Origin of the sequence: Nonomuraea composti (assembly GCF_012034275.1) — a bacterium.
In the GTDB taxonomy this organism is placed as follows: Bacteria; Actinomycetota; Actinomycetes; order Streptosporangiales; family Streptosporangiaceae; genus Nonomuraea; species Nonomuraea composti.
This window is the reverse complement of sequence record NZ_JAATEP010000037.1, coordinates 80,353-95,418: the sequence shown is the minus strand read 5'-3', so window position 1 is coordinate 95,418 and position 15,066 is coordinate 80,353. Positions and strand designations below refer to the sequence as shown.

At 72.4% G+C, this 15,066-nt stretch carries 16 protein-coding genes; 7 read left to right on the top strand and 9 right to left on the bottom strand.

Translation table 11 applies throughout. The features are described from left to right. Window positions 1-120 precede the first annotated feature (120 nt). Window positions 121-636: a P-loop nucleotide/nucleoside kinase family protein gene (locus tag HCN51_RS39135; RefSeq protein WP_168017074.1), complete on the top strand. Its 516-nt coding sequence runs from the start codon at window positions 121-123 to the stop codon at window positions 634-636. On the opposite strand, the gene HCN51_RS39130 is transcribed toward HCN51_RS39135, so the two are convergent. The 4 genes from HCN51_RS39130 to HCN51_RS39115 form a co-directional block, all read right to left on the bottom strand. Continuing rightward, the gene (locus tag HCN51_RS39130; RefSeq protein WP_080036803.1) at window positions 633-1,181 is read right to left on the bottom strand and encodes a GNAT family N-acetyltransferase; all 549 of its coding nucleotides are present in this window, start codon (window positions 1,179-1,181) and stop codon (window positions 633-635) included. The genes HCN51_RS39135 and HCN51_RS39130 overlap by 4 nt on opposite strands. A gap of 43 nt (window positions 1,182-1,224) precedes the next feature. Beyond that, on the bottom strand, window positions 1,225-1,932 hold the full coding sequence (locus tag HCN51_RS39125; RefSeq protein ID WP_346433953.1) for a sirohydrochlorin chelatase: 708 nt from the start codon (window positions 1,930-1,932) through the stop codon (window positions 1,225-1,227). Window positions 1,933-2,082: 150 nt separating this feature from the next. Further along, on the bottom strand, window positions 2,083-3,015 hold the full coding sequence (locus HCN51_RS39120; RefSeq protein ID WP_168017072.1) for an SPFH domain-containing protein: 933 nt from the start codon (window positions 3,013-3,015) through the stop codon (window positions 2,083-2,085). Between the two features lie 77 nt (window positions 3,016-3,092). Then, a complete protein-coding gene (locus HCN51_RS39115; RefSeq protein ID WP_168017070.1) occupies window positions 3,093-4,412 on the bottom strand; it encodes an MFS transporter in 1,320 nt (439 codons plus the stop codon). A 103-nt stretch (window positions 4,413-4,515) separates the two neighbouring features. Here HCN51_RS39115 and HCN51_RS39110 point away from each other — a divergent pair, with 103 nt between their 5' ends. The 4 genes from HCN51_RS39110 (at window position 4,516) to HCN51_RS39095 (ending at window position 7,590) form a co-directional block, all read left to right on the top strand. Further along, complete coding sequence (locus HCN51_RS39110; RefSeq protein ID WP_346433952.1) at window positions 4,516-5,187, top strand: GntR family transcriptional regulator; 672 nt, start codon at window positions 4,516-4,518, stop codon at window positions 5,185-5,187. A 9-nt stretch (window positions 5,188-5,196) separates the two neighbouring features. Further along, on the top strand, window positions 5,197-5,556 hold the full coding sequence (locus HCN51_RS39105; protein ID WP_168017066.1) for a DUF2203 domain-containing protein: 360 nt from the start codon (window positions 5,197-5,199) through the stop codon (window positions 5,554-5,556). Between the two features lie 76 nt (window positions 5,557-5,632). Beyond that, a complete protein-coding gene (locus tag HCN51_RS39100; RefSeq protein WP_168017064.1) occupies window positions 5,633-6,628 on the top strand; it encodes a hypothetical protein in 996 nt (331 codons plus the stop codon). Between the two features lie 5 nt (window positions 6,629-6,633). After that, entirely contained in the window at window positions 6,634-7,590 is a 957-nt protein-coding gene (locus HCN51_RS39095; protein WP_168017062.1) for a hypothetical protein, read from the top strand. A gap of 467 nt (window positions 7,591-8,057) precedes the next feature. On the opposite strand, the gene HCN51_RS39090 is transcribed toward HCN51_RS39095, so the two are convergent. After that, window positions 8,058-8,825, bottom strand: a complete 768-nt coding sequence (locus HCN51_RS39090; RefSeq protein WP_168017060.1) for a VOC family protein — start codon at window positions 8,823-8,825, stop codon at window positions 8,058-8,060. Window positions 8,826-8,996: 171 nt separating this feature from the next. Here HCN51_RS39090 and HCN51_RS39085 point away from each other — a divergent pair, with 171 nt between their 5' ends. After that, on the top strand, window positions 8,997-9,626 hold the full coding sequence (locus tag HCN51_RS39085; RefSeq protein WP_168017058.1) for an alpha-ketoglutarate-dependent dioxygenase AlkB: 630 nt from the start codon (window positions 8,997-8,999) through the stop codon (window positions 9,624-9,626). A gap of 288 nt (window positions 9,627-9,914) precedes the next feature. Here HCN51_RS39085 and HCN51_RS39080 read toward each other — a convergent pair whose 3' ends face one another. The 4 genes from HCN51_RS39080 to HCN51_RS39065 all read right to left on the bottom strand — a co-directional run bounded on the left by HCN51_RS39080 (window position 9,915) and on the right by HCN51_RS39065 (window position 14,160). Then, entirely contained in the window at window positions 9,915-10,973 is a 1,059-nt protein-coding gene (locus tag HCN51_RS39080) for a WD40/YVTN/BNR-like repeat-containing protein (RefSeq protein ID WP_168017056.1), read from the bottom strand. Window positions 10,974-11,110: 137 nt separating this feature from the next. After that, window positions 11,111-11,953 (bottom strand): D-alanyl-D-alanine carboxypeptidase family protein, encoded by an 843-nt coding sequence (locus HCN51_RS39075; RefSeq protein WP_240973713.1) that lies wholly within the window; start codon window positions 11,951-11,953, stop codon window positions 11,111-11,113. Window positions 11,954-12,097: 144 nt separating this feature from the next. Further along, on the bottom strand, window positions 12,098-12,868 hold the full coding sequence (locus HCN51_RS39070) for an SAM-dependent methyltransferase (RefSeq protein WP_168017052.1): 771 nt from the start codon (window positions 12,866-12,868) through the stop codon (window positions 12,098-12,100). Window positions 12,869-12,981: 113 nt separating this feature from the next. Next, window positions 12,982-14,160 (bottom strand): glycosyltransferase, encoded by a 1,179-nt coding sequence (locus HCN51_RS39065; protein ID WP_168017050.1) that lies wholly within the window; start codon window positions 14,158-14,160, stop codon window positions 12,982-12,984. A gap of 208 nt (window positions 14,161-14,368) precedes the next feature. On the opposite strand from HCN51_RS39065, the gene HCN51_RS39060 reads away from it, so the two are divergent. Next, window positions 14,369-15,055 (top strand): DUF6348 family protein, encoded by a 687-nt coding sequence (locus HCN51_RS39060; protein ID WP_168017048.1) that lies wholly within the window; start codon window positions 14,369-14,371, stop codon window positions 15,053-15,055. The last annotated feature ends 11 nt before the right edge of the window (window positions 15,056-15,066 follow it).

Sequence of the window (15,066 nt, the reverse complement as noted above, 5' to 3'; positions counted from 1 at the left end):
ACTCACGCGCGACCGGTGTGATCGCGGAAAAGGGCGATCCCAAAAAGGGCGATCACGAAAAGGGCGATCACGAAAAGGGCGGTCGCGAAAAGGGCGGTCGCGAGAAGTATGATCGCGAAAATGCCGAAAGCTCTCCTGATCACAGGCACGGTGGGGTCGGGCAAGACGTCCGTGGCGGACGCCGTGGGCGACCTGCTGGCCGGACGCCAGGTGCCGAACGCGGTCATCGACGTCGACTGGCTCCGCCGAGCCTGGCCGTCGCCCCCGTCCGACCCGTTCCACGGCGAGCTGACCCTGCGCAACCTCCGCCCGGTGGCGGCGAACTACCGGGAGGCGGGCGCCGAGCGGCTGGTGCTGGCGGGTGTCGTCGAGAGCCGGGCCGAGCGCGACGCGTACGAGGAGGCGCTCGGCGTTCCTCTGAGAGTGTGCCGGCTGCAGGTGGAGCTGCCGGAGGTGCGGCGCCGGCTGGAGGCCCGCCACGCGTTCGACCCCGAGGGGCTGGACTGGCATCTGAAGAGGTCGGGGGAGCTGGCGTCGATCCTGGAGGTGGCGCGGGTGGAGGACTTCGTCGTGGACGGCTCCGACGGCCTTCCGTCGCAGGTCGCGACCCGCGTCCTCAAAAACTGGACGAGCTAACGCTCGGTCCACTCGCCTTCGATCGCGGAGTGCACGATCGAGTCGCGCCACCCGTTCGGCGTGTGCAGGTGGTGCCGGATGCGGCCCTCCTCGACCATCCCGGCCGTCAGCATGGCGAGCTGGGCGGGCAGGTTGGCGGGGGAGCGGGCGCCCCAGATGCGGTGCAGCCCGAGCTGCTTGAACCCGAACGACAGCAGCAGGCGTACGAGGTCGGTGCCGATGCCGCGCCCCCACTGGTCGGGGTGTAACCCGAACCCGATCTCGGCGCTGTGCGGCAGGTCGGCCTCGATGCGGAGCCTGGCCACCCCGATCACGTCGCGGCGGCCGGCGTCGACGACGGCCAGGACGTAGAGGCGGCGCGGCTCGGCGGCGGCGGCCTCCATGGCCTCCTCGACGAGGCCGGTGACCTCCTGGAGGCTGCGCGGGGCGAAGGGGGCGTGCTGGACGGCGGCGGGGTGGCTGTAGATGGTGTGCAGGGCGGTCACGTCGGCCTCCGTGACGTCACGGAGGCCGAGTCGCTCGCCATTGCAGACCACACGGCGCATGCGGAGAAGGTAACGCGAGTCCGGTGATCTTTACAAGCCCTTGTCAAGTGGCGAGTTGACTGCCGTAAGCTCGGGCGACAAGTTCGGCGACGGCGCTGTGCGCGCCGAGCGGCTGGGCGTGGCCGGCGTTGATCGCGGCGGCGGCCTGCTCGACGATGCCGGCGGGCGCCTCGTGGCCGATCAGGCAGGGTGCGATGGCCAGCCGTTCGGCGCCCGCGGCGCGCAGCCGCTGGGCGGCGATGGGCACGCCTGGCTCGCTGTCCAGCGACGCGGCGACGACCGGCAGCGTGAGCCGGGAGGCGAGCAGCACCGCGGTGGCCTGAAGCGCGTGCACCGCGCGCTCGCCGCCGACGGTGGCGAGGATGACGGCGTCCACGGGGCTGGAGACGTTCAGCAGGCGGACGCGGTCGGCCCTGGCCAGGCCGCGCTCGGCCAGCCGGATGTGCAGGGCCTCGGCCAGCAGCGGGTGCGGCCCGAGCGCCTCGGTCACGACGGCGCCGGAGCCGGCGGCCGCGACGGCCTTGCCGATCTCCGCCATGACGGCGGGATCTTCCCACGTGAGCAGGGGGACGACGACGGCGTCGCGGCCGGCGGGCAGGGAGTCTGCCAGGTCGGTGACGCTCGTCAGACGCACCTCGATCTGCGGGTTGTCGACGCGTACCACAGCGGCGATCTCCTCGGCCACGCCGGCGGTGCCGCCGGGGGTGGCGAGCACGAGCACGGGGGCGTCGGGCGGCAAGGACGTGGGCACGGGACGGCGGTGGCGACCGCCGCCCGGCCGAGGGGAACGTTCACGTACAGGCAGGCTCACAGGCGCGCAGTTTATGCCGTTTCGCGGCTGCTTGTTCTGGGAATCGATGGCGATTCCGTCACGAACCCCTACCTGGCCCCTACCTGGCCTCTACCTGGCCGGTATGACCACCGACTGGGGGTTGCCGGGGGCGTACACGGTGATGCCCTGCGGCAGTGACCTCAGCTTCTCGATCTCCGCGCAGGCGGGGCATTTGTCGTAGCCGTCCTGTCGGGCCCGGTTCGCCTCCGCCTCGGCCTTGGCCTGCGCCACCTTCGCCTCGGCCTCCGAGACCGCGGCGGCGGCCGACAGCGAGCGGTCCACGGCCTTCTGCACGTCGGCGGGCAACGTCACCTTCGCCAGCGTGAACCGCAGGCCGGTCAGGAAGCTGCCGCCGAGCGTGGCGGGCAGGTCCCGGGCCAGCGAGGCGTTCACCGCGTCCTGCACCTTGGCGATGTTGGCGTTGCTGTCCTGCGGCTTGAGCGCGGAGCTCTCCAGCAGCGAGCAGGAGGGCACCAGCTCCGCGCAGCGCATGGCGCCGATCTGGCCGCGCAGCGCGTTGTCGATCACGGGGCGGACGGCCTGGCCGAAGAACGCGGCCCAGCCCTCGTCGCCGTCCCACGGGTAGAGCGCGGTGTCGGCCTGGGTGCGGAAGGTGCGGGTGCCGTACCGGTCGTCGAACGTCTTCAGCGTCTCGTGGTCCAGGTTGAGCGTGAAGTAGAGGGTGCCCTCGATGCCCAGGTTCACGCCGTCGCTGCTGGGCACCGTCACCACGTCCACGCCGAGGTTCGTGGCGCGCTTGGCGTCGGCGGTGATCGTGTAGAAGCGCTGCTGCGCCGGATAGAGGTGGACGGAGGACCACATACCGGTCCACGTCAGGCCCGAACCGGGATCGATCACCTGGCGGACCTTGTTGTCGTCGAGCGGCCCGCCGTCGCGTACGACGGCCACCTCGCCGCCGCCCGTGCTCTCCATGCCCCCGACGACCCCGATGACCAGCGGGATCGCGAGGAGCGCGGCGATGACGGCCAGTGCTGTTCTCATGCGGACCCTTTCCGCGCGGGCGGCGGTGGCAGCCGCCGCCCGCGCCTTTCGCGGCGTTCCCTCGCGCCGGGCAGGGCTCAGGCGAACGGCCCCACCTGCGGCGCCTTGGACCTGGGCGGCTCGGCCAGGTCGAGGTCCCTGGTCTCCGGCGCGATGGCCAGGCCCAGGGCGGTGACCGCCAGCGCGACCACGACGTAGATCGACACGGCGAGCGTGGACTGGAACGACTCGAAGAGCTGCAGCGCGATGACCGGCGCCAGCGCGCCGCCGACGATGCCGGCGACCTGGTAGCCCATCGAGGCGCCGCTGTAGCGCAGCCGCGTGCTGAACAGCTCGGCGATGAACGCGGCCTGCGGCCCGTACATGGCGGCGTGGGTGACCAGCGCCACCACGGCGGCCAGCGCGATCAGCGGGAACGACTTGGTGTCGAGCAGCGGGAAGAACGCGAACACCCACACCGCCGCGCCGACCACGCCGACGAGGTAGACGGGGCGCCGCCCGTACCGGTCGGACAGCGCGCCGGCCAGGGGGATCAGCGCGAGCTGCAGCGCCGAGCCGATGAGCACGGCGTTCAGCGCGTACGAGCGCGGCAGCCCCAGCTCGCCGGTGATGTAGACGATGATGTACGCGGTGAAGGTGTAGAAGGCGACGTCCACCCCGATGCGGGCGGTGAAGGCCGACAGCAGGGCCCGCGGATGCGTGCGCAGCACCTCCACCAGCGGCATCTTCGCCTTGGCGCCCTGCTGCTCGACCTCGGCGAACAGCGGCGACTCGGTGATCCGCAGCCGCACCCAGAGGCCCACGAACACCAGCGCCCCGGACAGCAGGAACGGTATCCGCCAGCCCCACGACAGGAACGCCGCGTCGGACATGGTGACGTTCATGATCGTCAGCAGGCCGGTGGCGAGCACGTAGCCGGCGGGCACGCCGACCTGCGGCCAGCTCGCGTTGAAGCCGCGCCGGCGCCCGTCGCCGTGCTCCAGCGACATGATCACCGCGCCGCCCCACTCGCCGCCGAGCCCGAGCCCCTGCACGAACCGCAGCAGCGCGAGCAGGATCGGGGCCAGCACGCCCACGGCGGCGTAGCCGGGCAGCACGCCGATGAGGAACGTCGAGACGCCCATCACCAGCAGCGTCACGACCAGCACGGTCTTGCGGCCCACCCGGTCGCCGAAGTGCCCGAACACCACGCCGCCGAGCGGCCTGGCCACGAACGCCACGGCGTTGGTGGTCAGCGAGGCCAGGGTCGCGCTGAACGGGTCGAGTGACGGGAAGAACAGCTTGGGGAAGACCAGGGTCGCCGCGGTGGTGTAGAGGAAGAAGTCGTACCACTCCAGCGAGGTGCCGATCAGGCTGGCGAGGATCACCCGCCGCGTCTGTTGCGTGGGGCCTGACATCCGATCGCTCCTTGAGTTTCGAGGGGGGCTGTTATCAACGTAAGGATCGTTGAACAATTCGACAAGAGGTTTGCTCCATGATTCGCTGTCAAATGTGGATAACGTGGTCGCTGATCTCTCCCAGGACCGCCCCCGACTGGGACGCAGCAGCACCGCCGAGCGGGTGGCCGACATCCTGCGCGACCGCATCAGCGAAGGCTTCTTCCAGCCCGGCCAGCGGCTGTCGGAGGAGTCCATCTCCGAGGCGCTCGGCGTGTCCCGCAACACGCTGCGCGAGGCGTTCCGGCTGCTCGGGCACGAGCGGCTGCTCGACCACCGGCTCAACCGCGGGGTGTTCGTGCGGCTGCCGTCCGTCGAGGACGTCCTCGACCTCTACCGCGTACGGCGGGTGCTGGAAGGCGCGGCCGTGCGGCGCAAGCCGTCCGAAGAGGCGCTGGCCGTGATCAAGGAGGCGGTGGCCGACGCCCGGCGGGCCGCCGCCGGCGACGACTGGCAGGCCGTCGGCACCGCCAACATCCGCTTCCACCAGGCGCTCGTCTCCCTCAACGAGAGCCCCAGGATCGACGAGACCATGCGCCAGCTCCTCGCCGAGCTGCGCCTCGTCTTCCACGTCATGGAGAACCCGCGGGCCTTCCACGAGCCGTTCCTCGAACGCAACCGCATCCTGGTCGGGCTCATCGAGTCGGGGCGGCCCGAGGAGGCCGCCGCCTACCTCGACGACTACCTCGACCACGCCGAGCGGCTGCTCATCCACGCCTACGAGCCGAACCGCTAACGTAAGCCCATGGAGCGGATCTTCACCCTCGACGAGGCCCGCGCGCTGCTCCCCGCCGTCATGCGGGACGCCGCGGAGCTCATCGCGGCCCGCGCCGACCTGGCCGAGATCGACTTCGAGCGGCGCACCGGCGGCCGGTCCGAGCTGGGCGGCCTGCCCGAGCTGAAAGGGCTGCAGGCCAGGATCGAGGAGATCCTCAGCGGGTGGAGCGAGCAGGGCATCGAGGTCAAGGGCATCGCGCCGGTGCTCGTCGACTTCCCCTCGCTGCTCGACGGCGCCTCCGTGCGGCTGTGCTGGATCGAGGGGGAGCGGGAGCTGGGCTGGTACCACCGCACCGAGCTCGGCTTCGCCGGCCGCCGTCCGCTCTGAAGCCGCGAGTCCGAGTTGTGACCAACCCGCCCCGCCTCGTCCGGGTCAAAGGAGGTGAGCGGAAAGGACCACAGCCATGAGGCACTCCTCAATGATCGCCGCGCTGCTCGCGCCCGCGGTCATCGGCACTCTCGGGCTCACCACCCCGGCGTACGCGCGCGCCGCGCCACCGGCCGCCCGGGTCGCCTGGATCAAGAGCTGCTACGACAAGAAACGCCAGGACACCGACCCCTGCGGCGCCTGGCGGCTGCGCCTGCGCGACGGCGGCCAGGCCACCGTGCCCGGCGCCGCCACCCGCGGCGTGACCGGCAAGGGGCGCGAGGCGCACCTCGCGAGCACGTTCGCCGTCAGCGGCGACGGCCGCGTCCTGCTCTACGAACGCGCCCGCGACCACCGGCTGGTCGTCCGGCCCGTCAGTGGCGGCCCCGCCAAGGTGCTGCCCGAGGACGCCCGGCCCAAGGGGATCGGTAGCGACGAGATGGCCGTCAGGCTGTCGCCGTCGGGCGAGCGCGTGCTGATCGACTACTACGACGCCGACGACCGCCTGCCGTCCAAGGTCATCACCGTCGCCACGGGCGAGACCGTCACGGTGCCGGCCGCGTACGGGGTGCTCGGCCTCAGCGCCGACGGGGACGAGGTGCTGGCGACACGGCTGGCGAGCGACAACACCACCACCCTGTACGCCCTGCGCCCCGGCGGCGGCGCCACCAGGCGCACACCGCCCCAGGTCGTCGCGAACGCCGGCGCCTGGGCCCTGGCCGCGGACGGCACCACGGTGGCCGCGCTCGTCCAGGGCGACGCGGAGCGGAAGGAACCGGCGCGGATCCGCACCTACGACCTGGCGACAGGGGAGTTGTCCGAGGGCGTGGACGTGCCGGCCGGCCCGCACTTCGAGCCGTCGAGCGCCTGGTGGGACGGCGACCTGCTCAGGGCCACCTACACCAGGACCGCGAGCACGGGGAACTCGGCGGTGGTACGGGTGCTCACCGTCGATCCCGGCACCGGCCGGATCGAGCACGACGACCAGTACAAGATCGGCGAGAACTACGCGTTCGCCGCGGCGGGGGAGTGACCGGCATGCGCACCAGGATCCTCACGGCTCTGGCCGTCGCCTCGGCCCTCGCCTGGCCGGCGCCCGCGCACGCGGCGCACGACGACTCCATCCGGTACGCCTCCATCAAGGCGTGCCCCGTCAAGGGCGGCGGCCAGCGTGCCTGCGGCGACTGGCGGCTCGTCATGCACGACGGCCGCCGCGCCACGCTGCCCGACGCGCAGGGCGTCGCCAAGGAGGCCGACGGCACCTCCAACCGCTACACCCCCGCCCCCATCGCGGTCAGCGGGAACGGGCGGCACGTCGCGTACTTCACCAAGCAGGGCCGCCTCGCCGTGCGCACGCTCGGCGGCGGCGTCCAGCGGCTCGCCGCCGGCGCGCTGCCCAAGGTGGCGCAGTACGAGGTGACGCTGCTGCTGTCCGACGACGGCGCCCGCCTCGCCGCGGTCGTCGGCGGCGAGAAACCGGCCGGGACGCGCGTCTTCGACACGCGGACCGGCGACCTGCTCGGCACCCTGCCCGCCGAGCTGACCGTGCTCGGCTTCAGCGGCGACGGCGGCGAAGTCCTCACCACGACCACCGGCGCCGAGAACGTCACCGAGCTGGTCGTCTACAGCGACACCGGCGAGGAGCTGCGGCGGGCCACCCCGCCCCAGGTCATCGTCTCCAACGTGCCGCAGGCCCTGGCCGGCGACGGCCGCACCGTCGCGAGCCTGGTGACCGGCTCCAAGGCCGAGTTGGTGACGTACGACGCGGACGGCGACCAGATCGCCGGCCGCAAGCGCGTCAAGCTGCCCGCCGGCGACCTCCAGATGCTCGACTGGACCGCCGGCGACCAGGTCACCGCCCACCTGACCAGCGACGCCTCCGGCACCACCCGGATGACGATCGTGCAGATCGACACGGAGACGGGTGCCGTGCGGGTCAGGGACCGGTACACGGTGCTACCCGACTCGTTCGTCTTCGCGGCCTGCGGCGGCTGACTCGGCATCGGCCGCGCCCCGCGTACCCGGCCAGGCACCACCCCAGCACCCGGCCAGGCCGCCGCGTCCGGTCGAGCAGCACCCCGAGCAGCGGCCCCCCGACGGCGGCCGACACGGTCAGCCCCGCCAGCACCGACGACGCCAGCAGGGGCGACCCGGTGATGGCCAGCCCCGTGACGAGCAGGGCGGGCCCGGACATCTCATCCCCGGTGCGGGCCACCACCGCTCCGGCCATGTAACGGGCTAACACGAGCATGACGTTACAGGAGGGCGGTGTGGCCCGCGCGTTAGCAGGGCGCCCTGGAGGGAATGAGTACCCGCGCCAGGCCCCTGAGCTGGGCAATCGCCTGCACGGGGAAGGGTCGGCCTGCGCGAACTGCGTGCGCGCAGGCCGACCGGCACTCTGCGAGCGGCCCTGTGGATTGGCGCCGGCCCTCCCCGCGGTGCTGCCGATCAGCGCCGACCCTTCAGACGCTGCTGGTGATCACCGCGAACCTGGCGCCGAACGGATCGGCCAGGAACGCCATCCGCCCCACCCCTTCCGTGGTCATCGCCGGAGCCTGCGTCGCCGCGCCCAGCCGCTGCGCCTGCGCCACCGTGCCGTCGCAGTCGGGCACCTCGAAGTACGGCAGCCAGTGCGGCTGGTCACCCGCCTGGAGCTGGGCGATGCCGGCCGCCGCCGACGACTCGTCGCCCTCCGCGGGCGAGATCACCGGGTACGACACGTCGCCCATCGGAAGATCCTCGATGCGCCACCCGAACACCGACCGGTAGAAGGCACGGATGCCGACGGGATCCGGCACGTACAGCTCGACCCACCCCAGCGAGCCCGCGTCGGTGACCAGCCCGAGGCCCTTCGTCGCGCCGGGCTGCCAGACCGCGAACGACGCCCCGGCCGGGTCCGCGAACACGGCCATCCGCCCCTGCCCCTCGATGTCGTACGGGGCGGCCACGACCGTGCCGCCCGCCTGCTCGATCGCCTTCGCGACGGAGTCGGCGTCGAGCACCTGGAAGTACGTGAGCCAGGACGCGGCGCCCCCGGCCGGCGTCTGCGGCCTGATGCCGGCGACCGTCCGGCCGTCGACCTGGCAGAAACGGTAGTGCCGGTGCTCGGGCCCCAGCGAGACGGAGCCCCACCCGAACAGCCGGGTGTAGAACGACGTCGACGCCTCCAGGTCGGGCGTGCTGACGTCGACCCAGCAGGGGGATCCCGGAAGGTAGTGCGTGGTGAGCATGGCCTGCTCCTTCGCGTGACGAAGCGGTGGGTGGCCTCTTCACCTCCGGTGCGGGCCGAGGGGCGACGCCACTCATATCCGGTGCCCACCAGACTGGCACGACCTGTCGATCGAAAAAGTCGCTTCCCGCAAATCGAATGCGTGTTTGAAGTATCGCATACACTCGACACCATGACAGCCGCGTTCCAAGCATCTTTGCTCGCCCTCGACGAGGAGCTCGGCCTCGGGCCGCTCGGCGGCACCGTCCGCCGCACCCACCTCGCCCACGGCGCCTGGATCGACCTGCGGCCTGGCTGGCTCACCGGCGCCGACACCCTGTTCGAGCGGCTCGCCGAGCGCGTGCCGTGGCGGGCCGAGCGGCGCCGCATGTACGACAAGGTCGTCGACGTGCCCCGCCTCCTGAAGTTCTACGACGAGGGCGAGCCGCTGCCCGACCCGCTCCTCGACGACGCCCGGCGCGCCCTCGACGCCCACTACGGCGAGGAGCTGGGCGAGCCGTTCCGCACGGCCGGCCTCTGCTTCTACCGCGACGGCCGCGACAGCGTGGCCTGGCACGGCGACACGATCGGACGCGGCAGCGCCGAAGACACCATGGTCGCCATCATCTCGGTCGGCAGCCCCCGCTCCCTCCTGCTCCGCCCCCGCGGAGGCGGCCCCTCACTCCGCCACGACCTGGGGCACGGGGATCTGATCGTGATGGGCGGCAGCTGCCAGCGCACCTGGGAACACGCCATCCCCAAGACCAGCCGCCCGTCGGGCCCCCGCATCAGCATCCAGTTCCGCCCCCACGACGTCCGCTAACCCCACCACCACCCCTCTTTCGCACCGCACCGCCGCGCCGCTCGCCCGTCGCCCTGCTCGCCCATCGCGCTGGTCGTGCCGCGCCCACGCGGTGCTGCTCGCCGGTCGCGCTGTCGCATCGCCCTCGCACGTCCACGGCGCCGGGCCCGCTCGTGCCTCGCTGTCGCCGTCCCAGCCGCTCGTCGCCCAAGCGTGGGGCTGACCGGGCCGATCCCGTCCTGGAGGGGCGGCCGCACGGCCCGTCCTGGGCCGTTCAGGTCGGGCGTGCGGGCTCCATGCCGTGAGAGGTTACTTGAGGGTGAGCCGGGCGAGGCGGCCCTGGTCGCCGGAAGCCCAGCAGGAGAGGTCGGGGGTGCAGGCGATCGTGTCGAAGGAGCCGGTGTCGAAGGTGGTCCAAGTGCGGCCGCCCGAGTACGTCACGTCGCTGCCGGACGGGCCGACGGCGACGGCGGCGTGGGGAAGATGGGGGAGCCAGGCGACGCCTGAGCGGTAGGCGGGCGGAGGAGCGGAGGAGGGGCGCCACGTGGTGCCGCCGTCGCGGGTGGTGGCGCCGGCGTTGGAGGACTGCTGGTCGGGGCGGTAGTCGCCGCCGACGGCGATCCCGTGGTGGGGGTCGCGGAAGGCGAGGCCGAAAACGCCGCGGGCCGGGTCGCCGGCGGGGATGGGCGTGTCGGTGACGGTCCACGTGCGGCCGCGGTCTCGGGAGTGGAAGACGCGGGATCGTTCGGCCCCGCCGGTGGCCAGCCAGGCGTCACGGCCGCCGGACGTCACCAGGCACTGGCCGCTCGCCGCGAACCCGGCCTCGCCCGGCAGGGCCGGCGGCATGCCGTCCGGTGGCAGCACCTGCCAGGTCCGTCCGCCGTCGTCCGTGGACAGGATGCGGAAGCGGCCGTCCACCGGGTCGCTCATCGCCAGCCCGTGGCGGCGGTCGAAGAAGGCCACGCAGTCGTAGAAGGCACGCGGCTCGTCGTTCCTGAACGTCTCCGCCCAGGTGCGGCCCCCGTCCTCGGTGCGGTAGACGCGGGAGTCGGTGCCCTCGCCGATGGACAGGGCCACGGCCCGGTACGCGTCGAACGCCTCGATGTCGCGGAACTGGAGCGCGGCCGTGTCGGGCGGGGAGACGTTCTGCCAGGTACGTCCCGCGTCGGTGGTCCTCAGCACGGTTCCGCCGGAGCCCGAGGCCCAGACCACGTTCCGGCTGACGGGGGACAGGCCGCGCAGGCGGGCCGTCACTCCCGTCTCCTTGAGGTCCCATCCGAGCTGCGGTGTTCCGGCGTGGGCGGGGAGCGGGGCGGCGGTGAGCACGAGGGCCGCTGACAGCGCACCTAACGCGATTCGAAGCTTCATGTCGGGCAAACTAGCCCAAGGGATCACCACGGTCCATGCCATGCCCTGGCGAGGGGGACGGGGTGGTCAAGGGAGTTCCACGGGCCGGGCCGGGATGGGCGCTCCACGGTGGCGGGGCTCCGGTGTGCTGGTGGCAGTCAGGCGGACTGGCGGGCGGAGCCCCATGAGAGCAGGGCCTCGGCCGTGCTGAAGCGGCGGCTGGAGACGGACTCGTCCAGGAGGATGCCGACCAGCATCCGCCCGTCCGACTCGCCGGCGAACGCCAGGCAGTACCCGGCGGCCCGCGTGAAGCCGGTCTTCAGGCCGATCGCCCCGGGCGTGCCGAGCAGGCGGTTGGTGTTGCGCCAGGAGTAGGAGCGGTGCTCGCGGGTGGCGTCCAGGTGGTGCCGCTGGGTGCCGGCCACTTCCTTGATGAGCGGTACGCGCAGCGCCTTGGCGGCGAGGACCGCCTGGTCCCGGGCGGTGGAGTAGCCGTCGCCGCCGGGAGTGGGCAGGCCGTCGGCGTTGACGTAGTGGGTGTCGTTCATGCCGAGGGCGCGCGCGGTGGCGTTCATCCTGGCGACGAAGCCGCGCACGCCCGGCCCGTACGCGCGGGCGAGCGCGTGGGCGGCGTCGGCGCCAGAGGGCAGCATCAGGCCGTACAGCAGCTCGCCGACCGTGAGGCGGTCGCCGGGGCGCAGGTCGGCGGTGGTGCCGCCGCCGTCCTCCGCGTACGCCACGTCGTCGGCCGAGATCCGCACCACGTCCGTGGGCCTGGCGGTCTGGAGGACGACGTACGCGGTCATGGTCTTGGTGAGGCTGGCGATCGGCATCCGTTCGGTGCCGTCCTTGTCGAGCAGGGTCTCGCCCGACGAGGCGTCCAGCAAATAGGCGGCCCGGCCGTGAACGGCGGGCGCGTCGGGGGCGGCGGCCGGGGCGGTGGTGACGCCGGCATGCGCGGGCGCGGTCAGCCCTGTGACCAGGGCAAGTGCGCCTGCCATGGCGGCCAGAAAAGCCTTCCGAATACGCATACGGGACAGAATGCCGCCCGACTTGGCATGCTCTTGACGAAAAGCATGAAATATCGTGCCAAAAGCCCTTACGGGGGCGAGGGAATCGGCAAGCGTAAATCTTTTCCGGAAGCGTCAGACGATCCGGCCCACGCCGCCCACCACCCGCAGGTCGATCCGGCGGCCCGAGTCGTCGTCAGGGCGCCACTCGTGCACGTCCACGAGCCCCGGCTCGATCAGCTCCGTGCCCTTGAACAGCGACTCGATCTCCGCGACGGCCCGCAGCCGCAGCGGCACGGGCGCGTTCGCGTTCACCGCCCTGATCCGCTCCAGCGTCGCCTCGCTCACCCCCTCGAACGTCGCGTGCGACAGCACCAGCAGGCTCCCCGGCACCATCCGCTCGCGGAAGGCGGCGACCACGCGGTGCGGGTCCTCCTCCTCGGAGACGAAGTGCAGCACCGCGATGAGCACCAGCGCCACCGGGCGCGACCAGTCCACGATCCCGCCGAGGTCGGCCATGACGCGCTCGGGCTCGCGTACGTCCCCGGGCACGATGTGCACGCCGCCGCCCTCTACCAGGGCCCGGCTGTGGGAGAGCACGACGGGGTCGTTGTCGACGCCGACCACGACCGCGTCCGGGTTGACCCGGGCCGCCACCTCGGCGACGTTCGGGGCGGTGGGGATGCCGGTGCCGATGTCCACGATCTGGTCCACCTGCCCGGCGCAGTGGCGTACGGACCGCCACATGAACCGCCGGTTGGCCCAGGCCAGCTCGCCTCCCTCGGGGAACACCTGCATGACCTGGTCGGCGTAGGCCCGGTCGGCGGCGAAGTTGTCCTTGCCGCCCAGGATGTAGTCGTAGATCCGGGCGGGGGAGGGCTTGGAGGTGTCGAACTCGGTCGTCACGGCGACTCCGTTACGGCGCGAAAGGGGATGCGTGGATCACCGAGCCTAGCCAGGAGCCCCAAGATCCGCGAGAGCTTCCGGTGACCGTCAACGGCCGGGCCCGAAGGTGACCTTCAGCGGCCGGGCCAGAAGTCGTCGGCGATGCGTTCGCCCGCCGCCAGCTCCGCGAACAGGTCCTCCCACAGCGGCATCACGTGCTCCGGCGCGTACGCCCGGGACGTCCGCCGCGCCGCCCGCCCCATGCGCACCCGCAGGTCCCGGTCGGCGATGATCCGGTTGAGCGCGGCGGCCAGCGCGTCCACGTCTCTGGGCGGCACCAGCACCCCGTCCACCCCGTCGGTCAGAACGTCCTTGGGCCCGGTCGGGCAGTCGAAGGCGACGACGGGCAGCGCGTGCGTCATCGCCTCGATCATCACCATGGGCAGGCCCTCGAAGCGGGAGCTGAGCGCGTACACGGAGGCGGCGGTCAGCTCCTTGTCCAGCCGGTCGGTCCGTCCGGGCAGCGACACGTGCCCGCCCAGCCCGTACTGCTCGACAAGCCCGGCGAGCTGCCCCTTGCGCGGCCCCGTACCGAAGATGCGCAGCCGCCACTCCGGATGCTCGGGCACGACCTGCGCGAACGCCTGGATCAGCAGGTCGAACCCCTTCTGCGGCACCAGCCGCCCGGCGGCGATCACGACGGGGTTCACCTGCCGGGACGGCTCCTGCTCGGCCTTGTGCACGGCGTTCGGGATCTGCACGATCGGGGTGCCGGGCAGCAGCCGCTGGTACTCCAGGCGGTTCGTGCGGGTCAGCACGGTGATCGCGTCGAAGCGGCCGTAGTGGCGGGCGATCTCCCTGCGGATGGTGTCGGGGTAGGCCGACAGGTTCATGTGCTCCTGGGCGACGCGGATGACCGTCTTGGGGGTACGGCGGGCGGAGATCAGGTTCAGCGCGGGCCGGGTGGTGACCAGGATGCCGTCCCGCAGGCCCGACACGTACTCCATGGCCGCCCATTCGACCCGCTCGGTGAAGTAGTCGGCGGCGAACTCGCCGCGCGGCACGACCTTCCCGCGCACCCGGCGCCACGCCTTGCGCGCGATCGAGTCCGGCTGCCGGCCGCCGCGCTGGTCGACCAGCGTGGTCAGGGTGATCCGGGGGTCCAGGACGAACTGGGGGTGCTCGCGCCGCCGTACCAGGCTGACCAGCTCGACGTCGTGGCCGGCGGCGGCCATCGCGTTCGCCTGGTTGACCACCGTGCGGATGGTGCCGCCCATGCCGTAGGCGTGCAGCATGAGGTAGCGGATCTTCACGGCGTGCGGCCTGGACGGCGGTCGTGACCGGCGGTGGTGCCCGGACGGCCGCGCGGGCCGGCGGGAACGGGATCGCAGGGCCAGTTCATGCCGAGGCAGACTACCTCGCGTTCCTGGCAGTTCCCTGGCAACGACCGGCCGGGCGCACCACCCCCACCACATGATCAACAACGGTAGCCTTACAGGGGACGAGGTGAGGGGTGGCGGCATGGACGGTGTACGGCCGGCGGACGAGGTGGTGCTCGGCATGGTGGCCGAGCACCTGAGCGCAGCCATGGGACAACCCTGGCAGGTCCGCGACGGCCTGGCCAAAGGCCCCGGCACGCTCGCCGTCCGGCTAGGCCCCGACCACACCGGCAGCCCCGCCCACCTCGACCTCGACTTCGTGCTGAACGTCGACCGCCCGCACGACACCACGATCTCCGACTGCGTGACCGGCTACGGCGCCACCATCGAGGAGTCCCTCGACCGGGCGATCACGATGTGGCTCGGCACGACCGGCGTCGCCCTGCTGGAGCTCCTCGTCCAGGACGGCTCGCGCGCCGCCCACTTCGCCCCCGACGACCCCGACGGCTTCCCCGGCTGGCACGCCGTCCACGGCGGCATCGTCGGCTGGGGCACCGGCGACGAGCACGACGCGGTGCAGGGGTGGGCGGTGCAGCACGTCCTGCTGCCGCACCTGGCGCCCGCGCTCAAGGGCACCCTCGAACGCGAGCACCTGGTGGGGGTCAAGGCGTTCTTCGGCGGCGGCGACGGCACCGAGACGGCCGAGATCCGCGTCAACGGCGCCCGGCACGAGGCGGGCTCGCGGGCGCTGGCGGCGCTCAGCTGGCCTCGCCCGGCCACCGGCCTGTCGTACGCCCGCACGTTCGTCCTGCTCGTCCACCAGGACTGACGCGCGCGGCG